19 protein-coding genes are annotated in these 18855 nt (G+C 61.0%); 5 read left to right on the top strand and 14 right to left on the bottom strand.

Annotation, left to right across the window (positions count from 1 at the left end; translation table 11 throughout):
• Positions 1 to 108 precede the first annotated feature (108 nt).
• Entirely contained in the window at positions 109 to 1662 is a 1554-nt protein-coding gene (locus tag B3I26_RS03975; RefSeq protein ID WP_296255238.1) for a UxaA family hydrolase, read from the bottom strand.
• 201 nt (positions 1663 to 1863) lie between these two features.
• Positions 1864 to 2799, bottom strand: coding sequence for a LysR family transcriptional regulator (locus tag B3I26_RS03970; RefSeq protein ID WP_296255237.1), 936 nt, complete (start codon positions 2797 to 2799; stop codon positions 1864 to 1866).
• 131 nt (positions 2800 to 2930) lie between these two features.
• Between B3I26_RS03970 and B3I26_RS03965 the strand changes: the two genes are divergently transcribed.
• The 3 genes from B3I26_RS03965 to B3I26_RS03955 all read left to right on the top strand — a co-directional run bounded on the left by B3I26_RS03965 (position 2931) and on the right by B3I26_RS03955 (position 5189).
• Positions 2931 to 4244, top strand: a complete 1314-nt coding sequence (locus tag B3I26_RS03965; protein WP_296255235.1) for an L-fuconate dehydratase — start codon at positions 2931 to 2933, stop codon at positions 4242 to 4244.
• 190 nt (positions 4245 to 4434) lie between these two features.
• Positions 4435 to 4854, top strand: a complete 420-nt coding sequence (locus B3I26_RS03960) for a YidH family protein (RefSeq protein WP_296255233.1) — start codon at positions 4435 to 4437, stop codon at positions 4852 to 4854.
• Positions 4851 to 5189, top strand: a complete 339-nt coding sequence (locus tag B3I26_RS03955) for a DUF202 domain-containing protein (protein ID WP_296255231.1) — start codon at positions 4851 to 4853, stop codon at positions 5187 to 5189. Before B3I26_RS03960 ends, B3I26_RS03955 begins: the two co-directional genes overlap by 4 nt.
• Before the next feature lie 131 nt (positions 5190 to 5320).
• On the opposite strand, the gene B3I26_RS03950 is transcribed toward B3I26_RS03955, so the two are convergent.
• The 12 genes from B3I26_RS03950 to B3I26_RS03895 form a co-directional block, all read right to left on the bottom strand.
• Positions 5321 to 6916: a gamma-glutamyltransferase family protein gene (locus B3I26_RS03950; protein ID WP_296255230.1), complete on the bottom strand. Its 1596-nt coding sequence runs from the start codon at positions 6914 to 6916 to the stop codon at positions 5321 to 5323.
• Between the two features lie 70 nt (positions 6917 to 6986).
• Positions 6987 to 7871 carry an ABC transporter permease gene (locus tag B3I26_RS03945; protein WP_296255228.1) on the bottom strand — a complete coding sequence of 295 codons (885 nt, stop codon included), beginning with the start codon at positions 7869 to 7871 and terminating at the stop codon, positions 6987 to 6989.
• Positions 7871 to 8815, bottom strand: a complete 945-nt coding sequence (locus B3I26_RS03940) for an ABC transporter permease (RefSeq protein WP_296255227.1) — start codon at positions 8813 to 8815, stop codon at positions 7871 to 7873. The genes B3I26_RS03945 and B3I26_RS03940 overlap by 1 nt, the downstream gene beginning before the upstream one ends.
• A 43-nt stretch (positions 8816 to 8858) precedes the next feature.
• Positions 8859 to 10358 carry an ABC transporter substrate-binding protein gene (locus B3I26_RS03935; protein ID WP_296255225.1) on the bottom strand — a complete coding sequence of 500 codons (1500 nt, stop codon included), beginning with the start codon at positions 10356 to 10358 and terminating at the stop codon, positions 8859 to 8861.
• Positions 10355 to 11476, bottom strand: a complete 1122-nt coding sequence (locus tag B3I26_RS03930; protein ID WP_296255223.1) for an ABC transporter ATP-binding protein — start codon at positions 11474 to 11476, stop codon at positions 10355 to 10357. Before B3I26_RS03930 ends, B3I26_RS03935 begins: the two co-directional genes overlap by 4 nt.
• Positions 11473 to 12480, bottom strand: coding sequence for an ABC transporter ATP-binding protein (locus tag B3I26_RS03925; protein ID WP_296255221.1), 1008 nt, complete (start codon positions 12478 to 12480; stop codon positions 11473 to 11475). Before B3I26_RS03925 ends, B3I26_RS03930 begins: the two co-directional genes overlap by 4 nt.
• Positions 12477 to 13214: a FadR/GntR family transcriptional regulator gene (locus B3I26_RS03920; protein WP_296255219.1), complete on the bottom strand. Its 738-nt coding sequence runs from the start codon at positions 13212 to 13214 to the stop codon at positions 12477 to 12479. The genes B3I26_RS03925 and B3I26_RS03920 overlap by 4 nt, the downstream gene beginning before the upstream one ends.
• Before the next feature lie 510 nt (positions 13215 to 13724).
• On the bottom strand, positions 13725 to 14528 hold the full coding sequence (gene dkgB, locus B3I26_RS03915; RefSeq protein ID WP_296255217.1) for a 2,5-didehydrogluconate reductase DkgB: 804 nt from the start codon (positions 14526 to 14528) through the stop codon (positions 13725 to 13727).
• A 359-nt stretch (positions 14529 to 14887) separates the two neighbouring features.
• Entirely contained in the window at positions 14888 to 15376 is a 489-nt protein-coding gene (locus tag B3I26_RS03910; RefSeq protein WP_296255533.1) for a DUF1003 domain-containing protein, read from the bottom strand.
• A 173-nt stretch (positions 15377 to 15549) separates the two neighbouring features.
• Positions 15550 to 15756, bottom strand: a complete 207-nt coding sequence (locus tag B3I26_RS03905; RefSeq protein WP_296255215.1) for a hypothetical protein — start codon at positions 15754 to 15756, stop codon at positions 15550 to 15552.
• 121 nt (positions 15757 to 15877) lie between these two features.
• Positions 15878 to 16360, bottom strand: coding sequence for a GreA/GreB family elongation factor (locus B3I26_RS03900; RefSeq protein WP_296255214.1), 483 nt, complete (start codon positions 16358 to 16360; stop codon positions 15878 to 15880).
• Between the two features lie 27 nt (positions 16361 to 16387).
• Entirely contained in the window at positions 16388 to 16783 is a 396-nt protein-coding gene (locus B3I26_RS03895; protein WP_296255213.1) for a hypothetical protein, read from the bottom strand.
• A gap of 116 nt (positions 16784 to 16899) precedes the next feature.
• On the opposite strand from B3I26_RS03895, the gene earP reads away from it, so the two are divergent.
• Together earP and B3I26_RS03885 are read left to right on the top strand one after the other, a co-directional pair.
• Positions 16900 to 18033 (top strand): elongation factor P maturation arginine rhamnosyltransferase EarP, encoded by a 1134-nt coding sequence (gene earP / locus B3I26_RS03890; protein ID WP_296255211.1) that lies wholly within the window; start codon positions 16900 to 16902, stop codon positions 18031 to 18033.
• A gap of 87 nt (positions 18034 to 18120) precedes the next feature.
• Positions 18121 to 18690: an elongation factor P gene (locus B3I26_RS03885; protein WP_296255209.1), complete on the top strand. Its 570-nt coding sequence runs from the start codon at positions 18121 to 18123 to the stop codon at positions 18688 to 18690.
• Positions 18691 to 18855: the final 165 nt, after the last annotated feature.

Here is an 18855-nt window from a genome sequence, read left to right as displayed (position 1 = left end):
TATTGTTGTTAAGGTTGCTGACTGCCGAACCGGATCACGAGTGGGCAGGATTTTCTGATCCCGCACTTGTGCAAAACACAGGTTCCGAAACGACGCTTGATCGATCGCTCAGGTAATGGCGCCGATCTGCCAGGGCACGAACTCGTTCTGTCCGTAGCCGTGTTGCTCGCTCTTGCTGCGCGCACCTGATGCGATATCCAGCATCATTTGGAAGATAAAGCCGCCGCGCTCCTCGATGGTGGTGGTGCCGTCGGCGATGCCGCCGCAGTTCACGTCCATGTCTTCCTGCTGGAATTCGAACACGCGATTATTGGTGGCCAGCTTGATCGACGGTGTGGGCGCGCAGCCGTAGGCTGAGCCACGTCCGGTGGTAAAGGCGATCAGGTTGGCGCCGCCCGCGACCTGGCCGGTGGCGGACACCGGGTCGTAACCGGGGGTGTCCATGAACACCAAACCTTGCGCACGCACCGCTTCGGCGTATTCGTACACCCCCATCAGGTTGGTCGAGCCTGCCTTGGCAACGGCGCCAAGGGACTTTTCCAGAATCGTTGTCAGACCGCCGGCCTTGTTGCCCGCCGACGGGTTGTTGTTCAGTTCGGCATTCATCCGTCGGCAGTAGTCTTCCCACCAGTGAATGCGCTGCACCAGTTTCTCGCCCACCGCGCGACTGACCGCGCGCCGGGTCAGCAAATGTTCGGCGCCATAGATTTCCGGGGTTTCCGACAGGATCGCCGTGCCGCCCGCTGCCACCAGGCGATCCACCGCGTTGCCCAAGGCCGGGTTGGCGGTAATGCCCGAATAGCCGTCGGAGCCGCCGCATTGCAGGCCGACGATCAGGTGCCGGGCGCTGACGGTCTCGCGCTTGATCCGGTTGGCCATAGGCAGCAGGGATTTGACCTGCTCGATGCCGCTGGCAATGGTTTTCGAGGTGCCGCCGGTGCCTTGAATGGTAAAAGCGCGCAAATGGTTGCCAGCCCTCAGGCCGTGGCTGTCGAGCAGCTCCTGAATCTGGTTGGTCTCGCAGCCCAGGCCCACTACCAGCACGGCGGCGAAGTTCGGATGCACCGCGTAACCTGCCAAGGTGCGGCGCAGCAGGTCGATGGCTTCGCCCTTGGAATCGATGGCGCAGCCTGAGCCGTGGGTCAACGCGACGACGCCGTCGACATGAGGGTAATCGGCCAGCGCTTCGGGATGGATATCGCGACGGAAGTGGTCGGAAATTGCCCGTGCCACGGTCGCCGAGCAGTTCACCGAGGTGAGAATCCCGATGTAGTTGCGCGTGGCGACCCGGCCGTCGGCGCGCACGATGCCCTGAAAGAACGCTTCGGTCTTCGGCGTTTCGTGGACATCAACGCCAAAGGCGTAATCGCGGGAAAAATCCGACATCTCGACGTTTTGCACATGCACATGCTGCCCGGCTTCGATGGGCTGCGAAGCGAAGCCGATGATCTGACCGTAACGGCGCAGCGGCTGGCCTTGTTCGACGCGCACGGTTGCGACCTTGTGCCCGGAGGGGATGTCCTGGAGCACGTTGATGCCTTCCTCCGCCAGCCGCGTGCCTGCGCTCAATGCCTGGCGGGCAACGAGAACGTTGTCGAGGGGATTAAGGCGTATGACCAGGGCGTTGCTGTCGAACGCCGGTGTCTTGGCGATGAGTTCCATGCGGCCTCTCAAACGGTTGCCACCTGCGTCGGCATGTGTGTGACACACGGCTCCCAAGGGTGGGAGCGACACTGTTACAGGCAGCCAGATTCTTATTGTGCAGGGGCGGCTGGCAGCGCCCGGTGGTGAATCACTCTATGAAGCGTACCGATAATTTCCCAATGAAAGGTTTCGATTGATTGATAACAAGCGGTTATCAACTCATTCGCCGATCTGCAGCTTGAGAAACCCCGTCAAGGCCTTAACGGCCGCCGACATGGGCCTGGCCCTGGACGTCATCAACCCCAGGTTGGCCATCGCCAACGGCAACTCCACCGGCAGCACCGCAACCATTGCGTGGCGGGCGTAATGTTCGGCGACATCATTGGGCACCACAGCGATCATGTCGGAGGACTCCAGCATCGCCGTGGTCGCCAGTATCGAACTGGTTTCGAGGATGTCCAGCGGCTGGATCAACTGGGCGGCCTGCAGGGCATATTCCACCTGACGGCGCATCGGGCTGCCCGGCGGGTGCAGGATCCAGGTCAGCGGTGCCAGATCCTCCAATGCCGGGGTTGCCTGCTGCGTCAGCGGATGGCCGGGGCGAGCAATGATGCGCATACGCTCGCCCTGTTCGAACAACTGAATGTCCAGTCCCTGACTGTCCAGTTGATCAGGCAGGCGACCCAGCACCAGGTCGAAGTCTCCGCGAATCAACGCTGGCAGCAAGGTGTCGCTGGTGCCGACCTCAATCGACACTCGCACCTTGGGATGCTGCGCCTTGAACGCTAAAACGCCACCGCTCAGCAGGGTGGGCACCGGGCCCATTACCGTGCCGATACGCACCATGCCGGTCGCCCCGCGCGCCAGTTCTGCGATCTGTGCTTGGGCGTATTCGAACTCGTGCAGCGCGCCCTTGGCGTAACGAATCATCACTTCGCCAAACAACGTCGGCTGCATGCCCCGAGGCAGGCGTTCGAACAGTTGCACGCCCAGACGCGCTTCCAGTTGCTGCAACAGCAGGCTGGCCGCTGGCTGACTGGTGTGAATCGCTGTCGCAGCCTTGCGCAGATTGCCCAGCTCGCCGAGCGCATTGAGCAGCGCGATCTGGCGGCTGGAAATTTTCAGTGTGGAGAATGTTTCGGGAAGGTCTGACATATCGAATTTAATATTGGTCGTTAGGATCTTTCGATTATGCCTGTATCGCTGACCGTCCTACAGTCGATCCCTGAGCCATTGGCTGTAGCAGCACAGCCAATCCCACTGTTTAAAAATGACAAGAGTGCGCCATGCAGATCACCTCCGTGTCCATCCGCGACATCCGCTTCCCCACCTCGCTGTCCCTCGACGGCTCCGATGCAATGAACAGCGCGCCGGACTACTCGGCCGCTTACGTCGTGCTGCACACCGATTCCCCTGACGGCCTCGAAGGTCACGGCCTGACGTTCACCATCGGACGGGGCAACGAGATATGCGTGGCCGCCATCCAGTCGCTGGCGCCCCGGGTGGTGGGCTTGAGCCTGGAAGCGATCACTGCCGACATGGGCGCTTTCTGGCACGACGTTACTGCTGGCGACAGCCAACTGCGCTGGCTGGGGCCGGAAAAGGGCGTGATTCATCTGGCGACCGCCGCCCTGGTCAACGCCGTCTGGGACCTGTGGGCCAAAGTCCAGGGCAAGCCGGTCTGGAAGCTGTTGGCCGACATGACCCCAGAGCAACTGGTGAAATGCCTGGATTTCAGTTACGTCACCGACGCCATCACCCCGCAAGAAGCCATTGCCCTGTTGCGTCGGCAGGAGCCGGGCAAAGCCAGGCGCGAAGCACACATGCTCGCCGAAGGGTATCCGGGCTACACCACGGCACCGGGCTGGCTGGGCTATTCGGAAGAAAAAATGCGCCGCCTGGCCCGCCAAGCCATCGCTGATGGCTGGACCCATATCAAGCAGAAGATCGGTTCGGACATCGAAGAGGACCTGCACCGCGCGGCAATCCTGCGCGATGAGCTGGGTTGGGAACGCACATTGATGATGGACGCCAATCAGGTCTGGAGTGTGGATGAGTCGATCAGCAACATGCGCAGGCTGGCGGCATTCGAGCCTTGGTGGATCGAGGAGCCGACCCACCCGGATGACATTCTTGGCCACGCCACCATTCGCCAGCGCATCGCGCCAATCGGGGTCGCAGCCGGCGAGCACTGCCACAACCGGGTGATGTTCAAGCAGATGTTCCAGGCCGGAGCACTGGACTTCTGCCAGATCGACGCCGCGCGCCTGGGGGGCTTGAACGAGGTACTGATCGTGTTGCTGATGGCGGCCAAATTCAACGTGCCGGTCTGCCCCCACGGCGGCGGGGTGGGCCTGTGCGAATACGTGCAGAACATCTCGCTGTTCGACTACATTGCGGTGTCCGGTTCGCTGGAAAACCGTGTGCTGGAATACGTCGACCATTTGCATGAGCATTTTCTCGACCCGGTGGTGATCCGCCGTGGACGCTACATGCCGCCCAAACGGCCGGGCTACAGTATCGAGATGACGGCCCAAACGCTGGACCGGTATCAGTATCCAAACGGGGCGGTCTGGGTGGAGCTGGCTAACCGTCACTGATCTGTTTCTTCATCGGTACGGCTTGGCGGCGCGGGCGTGCTTAACGTCGAAACCGTCGGCAAGCCTCGTCGCCAATCATGGGCGGGGGCCGATCCGCTGCGCCCACGGACATACCAATGTCGCTGCCAACGCGGGCCTTCCGGGGCTATGACCGGTATGATCACGGTTATCTACCCGACCACGGTGCGACATGAATTCTTCGGAACCCGGCAACGTCAGCCCTGCGGCCATTACCTCCTTTGAGCGCGATCGCCTGTCCACATCCCTGCTGGGCGGCGGCTGCGAACCTGACCCGCGATTTACCCTGGCCAACGAGCGAACCTTTCTGGCATGGATTCGCACGGCGTTGGCGTTTCTGGCCGGCGGCATCGCCGTCGAAGCGTTCACGGGCGATGTCTTCAGCCCTGGCTTACGGCGTGCCGTGGCGTTGTCGCTGCTGATATTGGCGATGCTGGTCAGCGCCAGTGCCTGCCTGCGCTGGCTGAAGGTCGAGCGAGCGATGCGTCTGCGCAAGCCGCTGCCCTTGCCAGTGCTGGTGCCGATCCTGTCGCTGGGTGGAGCGCTGGTGGCAGCGGGTTTGATCGTCTTTCTTATTTACGGCGCGGCATGAGCCATCGCGTAATCCGCGCCCTGGCGCATGACGATCCAGGACTGCAACCGGAGCGCACCCTGCTGGCCTGGCGGCGCACGTTGATGACACTGCTGGTGGTGTGCACGATTTTCCTGCGCTGGATCCCCCACTACGGTCTCATCGCGCTGCTGCCGGTCAGTCTGTCACTGATCGCGGGGCTGCTCATCCAGCTCGCCCTCAATGCGCGTTATCGAAAAAGCACCAAGGGCCTGAAACAGGAGCGCATTCCCGCGCCATTTCGTGAGGTCGTGGTATTGGGCGGCACGGTGATGGTGCTCAGTGGGGTGGGGATTTATGCGGTGTTGTCGAGGTGAACGATGGGCTATGTCCGGGTTGCCAGCGGCAGCGACTTCAGGACGCCACCGGCAGCAAGCCGAACTTCACTTCACCCGGCGCTAGCACGGGAAGGTTTCCCATGCTCGCGGCAACCCGTCGGGCGCTTTGATCAATAAGCCGCGACGATCCCGTCCTTGCGCGGGTCGGTTCCGCCTACGTAACCGTCAGCCGTACGCTGGATGATCTGCGCGCCGCCGAAAGCGAACACGCCGCTGGGGTCCTCGATCTCCACTTCGTGCCCTTTGGCGCGCAGTTCTTCGATCACCAGACGATCGAACGAGCGCTCCACCGCAACTTTCAGACCCGCTTCCAGGCGCCAGCGCGGAGCGTCGGCGGCAGCTTGAGGGTTCTGTTTGTAGCGCAGGATGCGCATCATCATTTGCAGATGACCCTGAGCCTGCATCGGGCCGCCCATCAAGCCGAATGACATCAAGGGCGTGCCGTCGGCGTTCATCACGAAGCCCGGAATGATGGTGTGGAAAGGGCGCTTGCCCGGTGCGACGGTATTGACGTGTTCAGGGTCGAGGCTGAAGCCTGCGCCGCGGTTTTGCAGGCTGATGCCAGTGCCCGGCACCACCACCCCGGAGCCGAAGCCCATATAGTTGGACTGGATGAACGAGACCATCATGCCGCTCTCGTCGGCGGCCGAGAGGTACACCGTGCCGCCTGCCTTGGGCGAGCCGTGCAGCGGATCGGCGGCCTGTTCGGTGACCAGGGCGGCGCGTTCCTTGAGGTAGGTCGGGTCCAGCAGATGCTCGGAAGCCACGCGCATGTGCTCGTTATCGGCGACGTGCTGGTTGAGGTCGGCCAGCGCCAGTTTCATGGCTTCCAGCACCGGGTGTACGGTCTCGACGCTGTCCACCGGATGCTCGCCTACGCCCAGTGCTTCAAGCATGGTCAGGCCAGCCAGCGTGGCAATGCCCTGGCCATTGGGCGGCAGCTCGTGAACCACGGCCCCGGCGTAGGGCACGGACAGGGTGTCGATCCAGTCGACGCTGTGATTTGCCAGGTCGTCCAGGCTCATGACGCTGCCATTGATATGGGCATGGGCAATGATCTGCTGGGCCAGCTCGCCACGATAAAACGACTCACCCTTGGTCTCGGCGATCAGCTCCAGGGTCTTGGCATGATCTGCAAGCTTGACCTTCTCCCCGGCTTTCGGCGCCTTGCCGCCCTGCAGGAAGCACTCGGCAAAGCCCGGTTGATCCTTCAGCAATGCTGCACCACGACGCCACAGCTCGGCGATGATCGGCGTGACCTGATAGCCATCACGAGCGTAGCCGATGGCGGGCTCGGCGAGGGTGGCGAACGGCAGTTTGCCGTAGCGCTCGGACAGTGCGACCCAGGCCGACACAGCGCCGGGAACGGTCACCGCACCCCAGCCGCGCTGGGGCATTTCGGTCTGCCCGGCGAAATGCTCCGGGGTCCAGGCTTGCGGCGAGCGCCCCGAGGCATTCAGGCCTTGCAGCTGTTTGCCGTCCCAGACAATGGCGAAGGCATCGCTGCCGATGCCACAGCCCGTCGGCTCAACCACGGTCAGCACCATGGCCGCAGCGATCGCGGCATCCACGGCATTGCCGCCACGGCGCAGCATGTCAAGCCCGGCCTGAGCGGCCAGCGGTTGCGAGCAGGCGACCATGTTGTTGCCCATCACCGGCGAGCGGGCGGAGGCGTAAGGTTGGCTGTAATCCAGATCATCGAACATGAGGTTATCTCTTGGGCAGTTGATCAATTTTAAAAAAGAAGCAGATCGGTTTTTTCAGTCAGTATCGGCGTCAGCTTTTTGGATCGAGGGCATCACGCAGCCCATCGCCCAGCAGGTTGAAGCACAGCACCGTGATGTAGATCGCCACGCCCGGCGCGATGGACATCCAGGGCGCCTGCTCCATGAAGTTTTTCGCAGTGTTGAGCATCGAGCCCCAGGACGGCGAGGGCGGCTGTTGGCCCAGGCCCAGGAACGAGAGGCTGGCTTCGGCCAGAATCGCCGAGGCAATGGTCAGCGTGGCTTGGACCACCAGTGGCGATAATACGTTGGGCAAGACGTAACGCAGGATAATCCAGCGGTCCGGCAGGCCGATGGCCCGGGCGCCTTCCAGGTAATCCTCGTGGCGGATCGCCAGCACCTGACCGCGGGTCAGCCGGGAGAATATGGGCATCGCCGACAGGCCGATGGCGATCATCGCGTTGGTCAGGCTCGGGCCGAGAAACGCCCCGAGCGCGATGGCCAACACAAGAAACGGGCACGACAGCAGCGCCTCCATGATGCGCGAGATCACAGCGTCCAGCTTGCCGCCGAAATAGCCGGCCAACAGGCCCAGCGGTACGCCGATGACCATCGCGATGGCAACGGACACGCCACCGGCCAGCAACGAGCTGCGCGCGCCCCAGAGCAGGCGGGAAAACAGGTCGCGACCCAGTTCGTCGGTGCCCAGCCAGTACATCATCGACGGGGCTTTGCGCACCGCGAGGAAATTGGCCTTGAGCGGGTCGTGAGGCGCAATCCACGGCGCCAGCAGCGCGGCGAGAATGAACGCGACCAGCACCACTGCACCGACCACCGCGCCCTTGTTGGCGAGGAATTTCCTCACGAACGGCGAGCGCATACGTGGTTTCAATGAGTCCTTGACGGGTAACGCAGGATTGACGGCAATCGAGCTCATCAGGCAGTCCTCAGGCGCGGGTTAATCAGGCGATACAGCACGTCGGCCAGCAGGTTCAGCAACAGGAAACCAATGGCCACGCACAGCACCACCCCTTGCACCACGGCGTAATCGCGGTTGAACACCGCGTCGACGATCATCTTGCCGAAACCGGGAATGCTGAACACTTGCTCGGTGAGCACCGCACCGCCGAGCAACTCACCGAACAGCAGGGTGGTCAGGGTGACGATGGGCATCAGTGCGTTACGCAGCGCGTGCTTGAGAATCACCGTACGCGGGAACAACCCCTTGGCCCGTGCCGTCCTCACGTAGTCGGCCCTTAGCACTTCGAGCATGGCGCTGCGCGTGTGGCGCATCAGCACCCCGGACAGCCCTGCGCCCAGCACGAAAGCCGGGAGGATCAGGGTCTTGAGGTTCTGCCCGACGTCTTCGCCCAGCGGCACGAAGCCGGAGGCGGGCAGCCACTGCAGTTTCACGGCGAAGATCATGATCAGCAGAATGCCCAGCCAGAAGTGCGGAATGGAGATGCCCGACAGCGCGAATACGTTGGCCGCGTAATCGGTCGCCGTGCCCTTGCGCACCGCCGAAATCACTCCGGTGGGAATACCGATCACCAGGGCGATGATCAACGCCAGCACAGCCAGTTCGATCGTTACCGGCAACTTCGACGCCAACAGCGTGGTCACCGGTTGCTCGGTGCGCAGCGAAGTGCCGAAATCGCCTTGCAGCACATTGCCCACCCAATGCACGTACTGCACCGGCAGAGGATCGTTGAGCCGGTACTTCTCGCGCAGGTACTCCATGACAGCCGGATCACGTTCCTCTCCGGCCATGGCCTGCACCGGATCGCCCGGCAACAGCTTCTGCAGGGTGAAGACGAACAACGAAACCAGAATCAGCGTCGGGAGCGCACTGATCAGGCGTCGCAGGATGAAAGTCAGCATGACGATTCCTCGTGGCCGCAACGGTTAACCACAACGCCGGTGATCATTTGAAGGCAACGTTATTCAGACGGATCAGACCATCGGGATTAGGCACGAAGCCCGTCAGGTTGCTGCGCATGGCGATGATGCGCGGATCGAAATACAGATAGCTGGTCGGCACGTCATCGGCGAGGACACGCAAGGCTTCGAAGTACAGGGCCTGACGCTGCGCTTGATCGTTCACGGTACGCGCCTTGTTCAGCAACCCGTCGAGTTTCGGATCGCAGAAGTGGCCGTCGTTCTGGCCGCCCTTGCACGTCACGAACTGATGAATGTCGCCATCCGGGTCGGGTCGGCCCGACCAGGCATTCATGCTGATCTGGAAGTTGCCGGCCTGTTGTTCGTTGAGCAGCGTGGCGTATTCAGTCGCGATCAGATTGACCTTGAAGCCCGCTTCCTCGGTCATTGCCTGGAGAATCTGGCCGACCTGCTGCGCGATGGGGTTATTGGCGACTTTCAGCTCGACGCTGACAGGGGTTTTCACCCCTGCTTCAGCCAGCAGCTTCTTGCTCGCTTCGACATCTCGGGCAGGAACCGGCAGGTCTTTGTCGTAATACGGGCTGTTTTTCGGGAAGGGTTGCGCGCTGGGCGCATACAGCCCTTCGAACACCACCTGATTGAGCGCATCGCGGTCGATCGCCAGTTCGAAGGCCTTGCGTACGCGCTTGTCCTTGCCCAGCGGATTGTTGGCCTTGTCGCCATTGCCGACGTTGTACATCAGTTGCATGTAGCCCAGCCCGGGTGTACTGAACACCTGAACGTGGCTGTCGGCCTTGGCGGTTTTTACGTCGGTGGGCGCCACTCGTTCGATGATGTCCAAGTCACCCGAGCGCAGGTTGGCCAGGCGCACCGAAGTGTCGGGAATCGGCAGGAAAATCACCTTGTCGAAGTGGTAGGCCTGCTTGTTCCAGTAATTGTCGAAGCGTTCCAGAACGATACGGTCCTGCTGCACGCGCTGGACAAATTTGTACGGTCCTGAACACACCGGTTTGGCGCTGAAGTCGCTGGCCGCTGCCTTGGGCGCGAGCATCATTCCGGCACGGTCCGACAGTTGCGAAATCAGCGTGGCGTCGGCTTGCTTGACCTTGATCGCCACGGTTTTGGCATCGATGACCTCAACGCTTTCCACCGACGCCAATTCGCTCTTGCGCAGCGAGTCGGGCAGGGTGCGGGCGCGGTCAAGATTGAACTTTACGGCGGCGGCGTCAAAGACATCGCCGTCGTGGAAGGTCACGCCCTCGCGCAGGGTCATGGTCAGGGTTTTGCCGTCCTCGCTCCAGTTCCACGCCGTGGCCAGTTGCGGCACGTAGGTCAGGTCGGGGCTGACGTCCACCAGCTTGTCGCACAGGGCGGTGTACACCAGGCGTCCCGAGTAGGTGCGCGAGCGATGCGGGTCCAACACGTCGGGATCGTCCTGAATGCCGATGCGCAGCGTGGTGTCGGCAAACGCCGAGTTCGCAGCGAGCAGCAACAACGCGGTTGTCATCAGTGGGGCGAACTTCATGGCTGACTCTCCAGAGAAAGGGCTTGATGGCTTTTGAACAGGTTCAGGCGCTGGCTGTAGGCGGCGCTGGGCGTGGGTACGATTAGTGAGCCAGCACCGGCATTGGCGATTTCGCGCCAGTAGTGGCAGGCGACCTGACGCCCCGGCTCGACGGTCTCGAAGGCGGGTTTAAGTTCGCGACATAGCACCTTGGCGTGAGGGCAGCGGGTGTGAAAACGGCAGCCTGACGGCGGCTTGCTTGGGCTCGGCATGTCGCCGCCCAGCAGCGGACGAGGGCGTCGCAGGTCAGGATGGCTGACCGGCACCGCGGCCATCAGCGCTTGTGTATAAGGATGAAACGGGGTTTCGAACAGCGCGTTGACCGGCGCCAGCTCGACGATTTCTCCAAGGTACATCACCGCCACCCGATCACTCATGTGACGTATCACTGCCAGCCCATGGGCCACGATCAGCAGCGTCAGGCCGAACTGATGCTTAAGGTCCTCAAGCAGGTTGACCACTTGCGCCTGCACCGACACGTCCAGCGCCGAGACCGGCTCGTCGCCGAGAATCAGCCGAGGTTCGGAGGCCAGGGCGCGGGCGATCCCGATGCGCTGACGCTGGCCACCGGAAAATTCATGGGGGAAGCGGCTGCCATGCTCAGGCGCCAGACCAACGGTGCGCAGCAGCTCGGCGACCTTGTCCTGCCGTGTGCTGCGCGAATCGTCGCGGTGCAGCCAGATCGGCTCGCCGATAATCGACTCCACGCTCATGCGCGGATTCAGCGAAGCGAACGGGTCCTGAAAGATGATCTGCAGATCACGCCTAACCTGACGCAGCTTGTCGGCGGGCAGGTTGCCCAGGTTGCGGCCTTCGTAAATCACATCACCGGCGGTGGGTTTGAGCAGGTTCAGCAGTACGCGGCCCAGGGTCGATTTACCGGAACCTGATTCCCCCACCAGCGCCAGTGTCTCGCCGCGCCGTACCGCCAGTGAGACCTCATTGACGGCCTGCACCGGTGGCTTCTTGCGCTGAAAAAGTCCGGCTTCGCTGTGGAAATGCTTGCTGACGGCGATGCTTTGCAGAATCGGACTTTCCAAGGTGTCCGCATCGACGATGGTGCTGACAGGCGTGTTCATGCGCTGACTCCCAGATGCTGTTCCAGTGGCGCACGAATGCACGCCGCGAAGTGCCCCTCGGAGATTTCCAGCAGCGGCGGGCGGGCTTCGCGACAGGCTGCAATGACGAACGGACAGCGACTGGCGAAGCGGCAGCCACTGGGCATTTCCGCGGGCGTCGGCACACGGCCATTGATCGTCGCCAGACGGCCTTCCCGCGGCCCCACCGACGGCATCGAACCCATCAGGCCGATGGTGTAAGGGTGTTGCGGGTCGTCGAACAGGGTCTTCACCGAACCGCTTTCCACGACACGTCCGGCATACATCACCATCACCTCATCGGCGACTTCCGCCACCACACCCAGGTCGTGGGTAATAAGGATCATCGAGGTGCCGGTCTCGGCCTGCAGGCTGGCCACCAGCGAGAGAATCTGCGCCTGGATGGTCACGTCCAGCGCCGTCGTGGGCTCGTCGGCGATGATCAATGCTGGGTCGTTGGCCAGCGCCATGGCGATCATTGCGCGTTGGCGCATGCCGCCGGACAGTTCATGGGGGTAGGCGTCCAGACGCTGCAGGGCATCGGGCACGCGGACCTTTTCCAGCATCTGCAGCGCGCGCTGCCGTGCGGCACTGGCGGACAGGCCCTGATGACGGATCACGCTTTCGGCGATCTGCTCGCCGATGGTGAACACCGGGTTGAGCGAGGTCATCGGCTCTTGAAAAATCATTGCCATGCGGTTGCCGCGCACATCGAGCAGGCGTTCATCGGACATGCCCAGCAGCGGTTCATCCAGCAGGCTCGAGGTGCTGGCCTGGACCCTGGCGGTGTCCGGTAGCAGGCCCATGAGCGCCATGGAGGTCACGCTCTTGCCGCAGCCGGATTCGCCGACGATGGCCAGTGTCTTGCCTGGCTGGATGGAGAACGAAACGCCGTCGACCACGTTGGCCGGGGCATCCTTGAAGCGCACGGTCAGGTCGCTCACGCTCAGTACGACGTGGGGCTGATTGTGAGGGATGTCACTCATACGCTGGCCTCGAGGTCTTGTTGAATGACGTGGTCCAGTGCCTGCTGCAGGGCGCGTAAATGGCCACGCATGGCAGTAGCGGCCTTGACCGGATCGCGGGTTTCAATGGCACTGACGATGTCGTCGTGATCGTGGCTGTAGGTGTCCAGACGGTCGGCATTGCGCGCGCGCTGACGCAGGTCACGCCACGTGGGGTCGAGGCGAATGGCATCGAGCATTTCGAAGATGTCCAGCATCAGCCGGTTGCCCGCCGCTTCGGCAATACCACGGTGCAGCGCGCTGTCCCACAACTCGATGCCTTCGGCGTCGATCTCGGTGGCATGCTGCTGGCGAGTAGTGCGTTCGGTCAGGCGGCGCAGGATCGCCATTTGCTCACCGTTGGCCCGCAGCGCTGCTAAAGACGCCAGTGCGGGTTCCAGATACAGGCGCGCTTCCATGACCTCACTGAAATTGGTCCGGCTGGACAGTTTGGCAAAACTCATCGATGCGCTGGGTGGTGTCGGGCCGACGAAGGTGCCTTTGCCTTGGCGACGCCAGATCTGCCCTTCGGCCTCAAGCACCGACAGAGCCCGGCGAATGGCTCGGCGACTTACACCGAAATCCACCGCCAGTTCACGTTCGGTGGGCAATGCCCGCTGGGGAAATGCCGCTTGTTGCGCGACCATCTGACGTAAGGCATCCAGGGCCATTTTCGACGAATTGTCGTGGAGCGCTTCAGTCTCGAACCTTTCCATCGTGGTCTCTCGTGACAGATGAAAGCAGAAGGCCGCTCGAGGCGTCGGACGGCGAGGGTGTTATCAAAGAGGCTGCAATTGCGATGCCAATTGAAATTGGTTCGGCCATCATGCGCGCAAACATCATGACGTGAGGCCAACGAGCGCCAAGGGCGGGCCAATTGCCAAAGGTTCGGAAGGTTGGTTCGCGGCGATGCGCAGGATTGGTTCGGGGAAGAGGTGAACCAATTTTTGCAGGATGTTACCGGGGTGCCTGTTTCTAGTTCGGGTGCATGGTTACGGTGCGTCGCGCGTAGCCTAAGCGTCTAATCACCGTTGGCTCTGTATGCAGCGCCTGGCTGCCGGGGCAACCCACTACCTTGCCAGCGATCGGCCGGGCACCGTTGCAGCACCATCCAACTTGCGCTGTCAGACCCTGCGCGTTTTCGGGTTAGATGGCGGTTCTCGGCAGATCGTCGGCAAGCCGAACGCCCACGGCGTCCGGCCAGAGTTAAAGCCCAGGCGTGGGGCTCAATCCCACTGCGGCGCCAGGTTGGCCGGGCTGGTCAAGCGATGGGCGCGATCGAGTGCGGCGATTTGCGTCATGTCTTCGTCGCTGAGCGTCAGGTCCACCGCCTTGAGGTTGCTTTCCAGATTGGCGCGCTTGGTCGACGACGGGATCACCGAGTAGCCCAACTGCATCGCCCAGGCCAGAGTGACCTGCGCCGGGGTCGCATTGTGGCGCTTGGCAATCGCCTCAATCACCGGGTCTTTGAGCACCTCGCCCACCGCCAGGGTCATGTACGAGGTGATTTTGATCCCTTGCTGGCTGGCGAAATCGGCAACAACGCGATTTTGCAGATAGGGATGCAACTCGATCTGGTTGGTGGCGATGTTTTCGGCGCCCACCGCCTCAATGGCTTCCTTCAGCAACGCGATGGTGAAGTTCGATACCCCGATTTCGCGCGTCAGGCCTTGCTGCTTAGCCTCCAGCAGGGCACCCATGAATTGCGCCACCGGCACCTTGCCGCCCGGTGACGGCCAATGGATCAGCGTCAGGTCCACGTAGTCGGTTTTAAGCTTAGACAGGCTTTCCTTCAGGCTTGGAATCAGCTTGTCGGGGGCGAAGTTGTCGGTCCAGATCTTGGTGGTAATGAACAGCTGGTCGCGCGGCACGCCGCTGTCTTCGATGGCTGTGCCGACCTCGGCTTCGTTGCCATAGATCTGCGCGGTGTCGATGACTCGGTAGCCCAGTTCCAGGCCGTTGCTGACCGAGTCGATGACGACCTGATCCTTCAAACGGAAGGTGCCAAGACCAAATGCAGGAACAGTCATTAAGTACTCCAGTATGCAGGTTGAAAATATTCGGCCGCTCATTGCGCTCGGGTCCGCAAGAAAATGGGAACCAATCGGAATTTTGACCGTGAATACCAAGTAGCGCTGGAGGGTAGAGCGATTGCAGTGATTGTTCGTTCAGTTGGATTAAGGCTGGCGCCATCGCGCGTGAATTCGCTCCCACAAAGTAACTGCGCCGTCAGGGGATACGCGGCCCGGTCTGGCCATGGTGGCAAATTCGTCAACGAGTGATCGTCAGGCGATACCGCTGCAGGAGCGAATTGATTCGCGAAAAAACCTCCAGACGCCCGAGCTTCGCCGTCCGTATCCAGACTCCACCAATGGATGTCGTCCGTTGTTCAGGAGTGCCCGTCCTTCTTCACGAAATGCTTGTGCATGTCGGCGGTCAGCGCTTCGACGCGTTCCGTCAGGACCTTGGTCATTTCGGTCAGGCGGGTGTTCTGTTCCAGCAGCTCAAGCATCTGTGCGGTGTTTTGCGCGGCACTTGCCATGCGCTCTTCGTTGGCCACTGCCAAGGCTTCGCGATGTTGTGCGTCGGCATCGGAAGTGGCCTTGTCCCGCGCGGCCTGACGGGTCTGGGCCAGCAGAATGAGCGGCGCGGCATAGGCCGATTGCAGGCTGAACGCTAGATTCAGGAGGATGAAAGGGTAGAGGTCGAAGGTCACCAGCCCGCTCAGGTTGGCACCTACCCATAGCAGCACGAGCAGGGTTTGTGCGCCGAGAAAGGTCGGTGTGCCGAAAAAGCGCGCGAAGGCTTCGGCCTTCAGGGCAAAGGCGTCGCTGCCAAAAGTGGGCGCCAGATGCGCATGGAGCTTATGAAAGCGCATGTGATCGACTTTCGCAGGCTTGACGGGTGCGGTTGTGTCGGTGGCAGTGGTTTCAGGGGCGACAGCAGGCATGAGGCGTTCTCGCAGATTAAAGACGTCGACCCACTATAGGCCCGCGTCCGCAGGCTTTGTGCTGAGCTGCGGCAAATGTGCGACGACTGATAGTTGAGCGGTCAATTCTCCTGCTCGGGATACAACGGCTTGGAGCGGTGCATGATATTGGCGTAGTCGTACACGTACTGGCGGCCTGCGTGGCTGGTCAGCCGCAGGCAATCGATCAGTTGTCGCTCTTTCGTGTTCAGGTATCTCAATCCTTTGTTGTCACTGGATTTGAGGCGATCACGTTCATGGGCGTCAGGGAAGGTAATGACGTTCGTCATGAATTATCTCCTTGGTTAAATCCGTGTGCCCGGCTCCATATTCCGGGTTTACCTTTTTTATGCGACCGTGCACCTTACCCACAAAAAGTCGGGCCCTTCAACCCTGCAAATGATCAACGGATCACAGTACGCGCGTGATCGCGAAAGTTTGTCGGCTGCCGTTGACGCTGATCTGCAGCTGATCGCCTTCGAACTTGCCAAGCAGGTTCTGCCCCAAGGGCGCGCGTGGGGTGATGACCGTGATCAAAGTATCGTCGAGATGAACCTTCAGGCCCGCCGCATCCGGGCCGAGAAACAGGTGCTGCGCCACGCCCTTGCCCGACTCAAGGACGATCAGATCTCCTGACTGAATGCCGCGCGCCTCATCGAACGGTTTGGGGAGCAGTTGCTGATAGAGGGCCAGCGACTGACGAATCTCTTCCACCCGACGCGCTTGGCCGGCCGCCAGATAGGAAGCTTCCAGGCCCAGCGTGTCGTACTTGTTCTCGGCGATGTTTTCTTCGTGGGTCGCGGTCTCATAGGCGGTTTGCGCGGCACGAATGGCGACGTCCAGGTCGATGTCGAGTTTTTCGATGATCCGTTGCAGGACCTGTTGCTTATTCATGGGAACGGCATGTCTGTGCAAAATTGATCATCCGCAGAACTGGTAGATCGCGGCGCGGCTTTTTTCGCTGGGCGCGGTTTGGTTCTGCTGCATCCAGAATTGGCATTTGGGCCCGTTGAAACTGCGCTGCCGGTCGGCCTGTTCGGCTTCCTGAGCCTGACGGGTCTCGCTGTCACGCAGAATCTGCCGGTACTGATCAAACATCGGGTTATCACTCTCAGGCTTTGCTTTGCCTGTCGGCGGGGCGATCAATTGCGCAGCGGCGTTATTCAGGGCCTGGGTCTGTTCGGCCGGCAGCGCCTTGTAAACCAACCAGCCGGTGAGTACCACAGCCAGGCATCCCAGCCAGATGCCCGCGGCAATGGACAACGCCAGTTTCAGGGGGCGTAGCGTGACGGACAATTCGCGATGTTTGACGTACATGGCAGACTCCAGGCTTGCACAGTGTCGATGGCTGCGATTGTCGCACGACCAGGGCTGGTGATTCAGCGCCGTTATGACGGACAATCCGCTTTTTTGACCATCCTCAGGGAGCCCCGATGAAAGCCTCTTGGGATATTTTCTGCACCGTCGTGGATAACTTCGGTGACGTGGGCGTGACCTTTCGCCTGGCCCGACAACTGGTCGCCGAACATGGCATAAGTGTGCGCCTTTGGATCGACGATCTGTCGGCCTTCGCGCGCTTGTGCCCCGGCGCCGATGCGCAGGCCGAACAGCAGTGGCATGACGGCGTTCAGGTGTGTTTCTGGCCTGAAGACTGGCAACCGGCCAAGCCTGCCGATGTGGTCGTCGAAGCCTTCGCCTGCCACCTGCCTGCGGTGTATATAGAAGCCGTTCAAGCGCGCAACCCCCGCCCGTTGTGGCTGAACCTGGAATACCTCAGCGCAGAGGAATGGGTCACCGGGTGCCATGGCCTGCCGTCGCTGCAATCGAGCGGTGTTAAAAAGTTCTTCTTCTTTCCGGGGTTCAGGACTTCAACCGGCGGCTTGCTGCGCGAAGCGGGACTGATCGACCGACGCCACGCCTTTGAGCGCAACCTTTCTGCACGACAGGCGTTTCTCGCCGACCTGAGCATTTATCCACAACCTGGCGCACGCCTGATTTCCTTATTCGCCTACGAACACGCCGGGTTGGCCTCGTGGCTGGCATATCTGGCGCAGGGTGCAGAACTCACTCACCTGCTCGTGCCTGAGGGACGTGTCATTGGCGATGTCGAGCGCTGGCTTGACGTAGAGGGTTTACGGGCCGGGGCGGTGCACGTGCGCGGCGCGCTGACGATTCAGGTGCTGCCGTTCGTGCGTCAGGAAGATTACGACCTTTTACTGTGGTGCTGCGCTTTCAACGTGGTTCGTGGCGAAGACTCGTTCGTGCGCGCGCAATGGGCCGGTCGTCCGCTGATCTGGCACATTTACGAGCAGGATGACGATGCTCACTGGGCTAAGCTCGATGCCTTTCTGGAGTTGTATCTGGCAGGACTTTCAGACGCAGCCGGGCAGGCACTGACCGAGGTCTGGCGTAGCTGGAATGCAGGACAAGACATGACGCAAAGCTGGAGCGCGCTGGAGTCACACCTTGATGAACTGGCCAGCCACGCCGAACGCTGGTGTCTGGAACGCGCCTTGCAGGATGATCTGACGACTGCGCTGGTACAGTTTCATCGGAATTGGATATGATATGCGGCCTTGTAGTAAGCCCTGTACGAAAAGTGGCTTTTCGTACAGGGCTTAGTAAGTACTTCAATCCAAATTCGGATACTCGTAATGAAAACTGGTAAAGAGCTGAAACCCGGTACCGTGATCAAGCTGGAAAACGATCCTTGGCTGGTTCAAAAGGCTGAATTCACCAAGTCGGGCCGTAACAGCGCGATCATGAAGACCAAGCTGAAAAACCTGCTGACCGGTTACAAGACCGAAATCGTCTACAGCGCCGATGACAAGCTGGACGACGTGATCCTGGACCGTAAGGAAGCCACCCTGTCTTTCATCAGCGGTGACACCTACACGTTCATGGACACCACCGACTACACCATGTACGAGCTGAACGCTGAAGACATCGAGGCCGTTCTGCCTTTCGTTGAAGAAGGCATGACCGACGTCTGCGAAGCTGTGTTCTTCGAAGATCGTCTGGTGTCCGTAGAGCTGCCGACAACCATCGTGCGCGTCGTCGACTACACCGAAGGTTCGGCGCGTGGCGACACGTCGGGTAAGGTCATGAAGCCTGCCAAGCTGAGCAACGGTACTGAATTGCAGGTGGCTGACTTCATCGAAATCGGTGACAAGATCGAGATCGACACTCGTGAAGGCGGTTCCTACAAAGGCCGTGCTAAATAAGCACTGCTGCTGTAACGCCAGGTACAAAAAGCCCGACCATTGAGTCGGGCTTTTTTGCGGGTGGCATTTCTGTACGCCGCCCATGAAGCTGGCGAATCACTGTGGCAATCCGGCTTGCTGAGGCTGGTGATCTTGAGGTCGTCACCACCGCGAAGCCGGACCGCC

The organism is Pseudomonas sp. UBA5706 (assembly GCF_002419965.1).
In the GTDB taxonomy this organism is placed as follows: Bacteria; Pseudomonadota; Gammaproteobacteria; order Pseudomonadales; family Pseudomonadaceae; genus Aquipseudomonas.
Note: the sequence above shows the minus strand (reverse complement) of the source record. Positions and strands in the feature narration are given on the sequence as shown.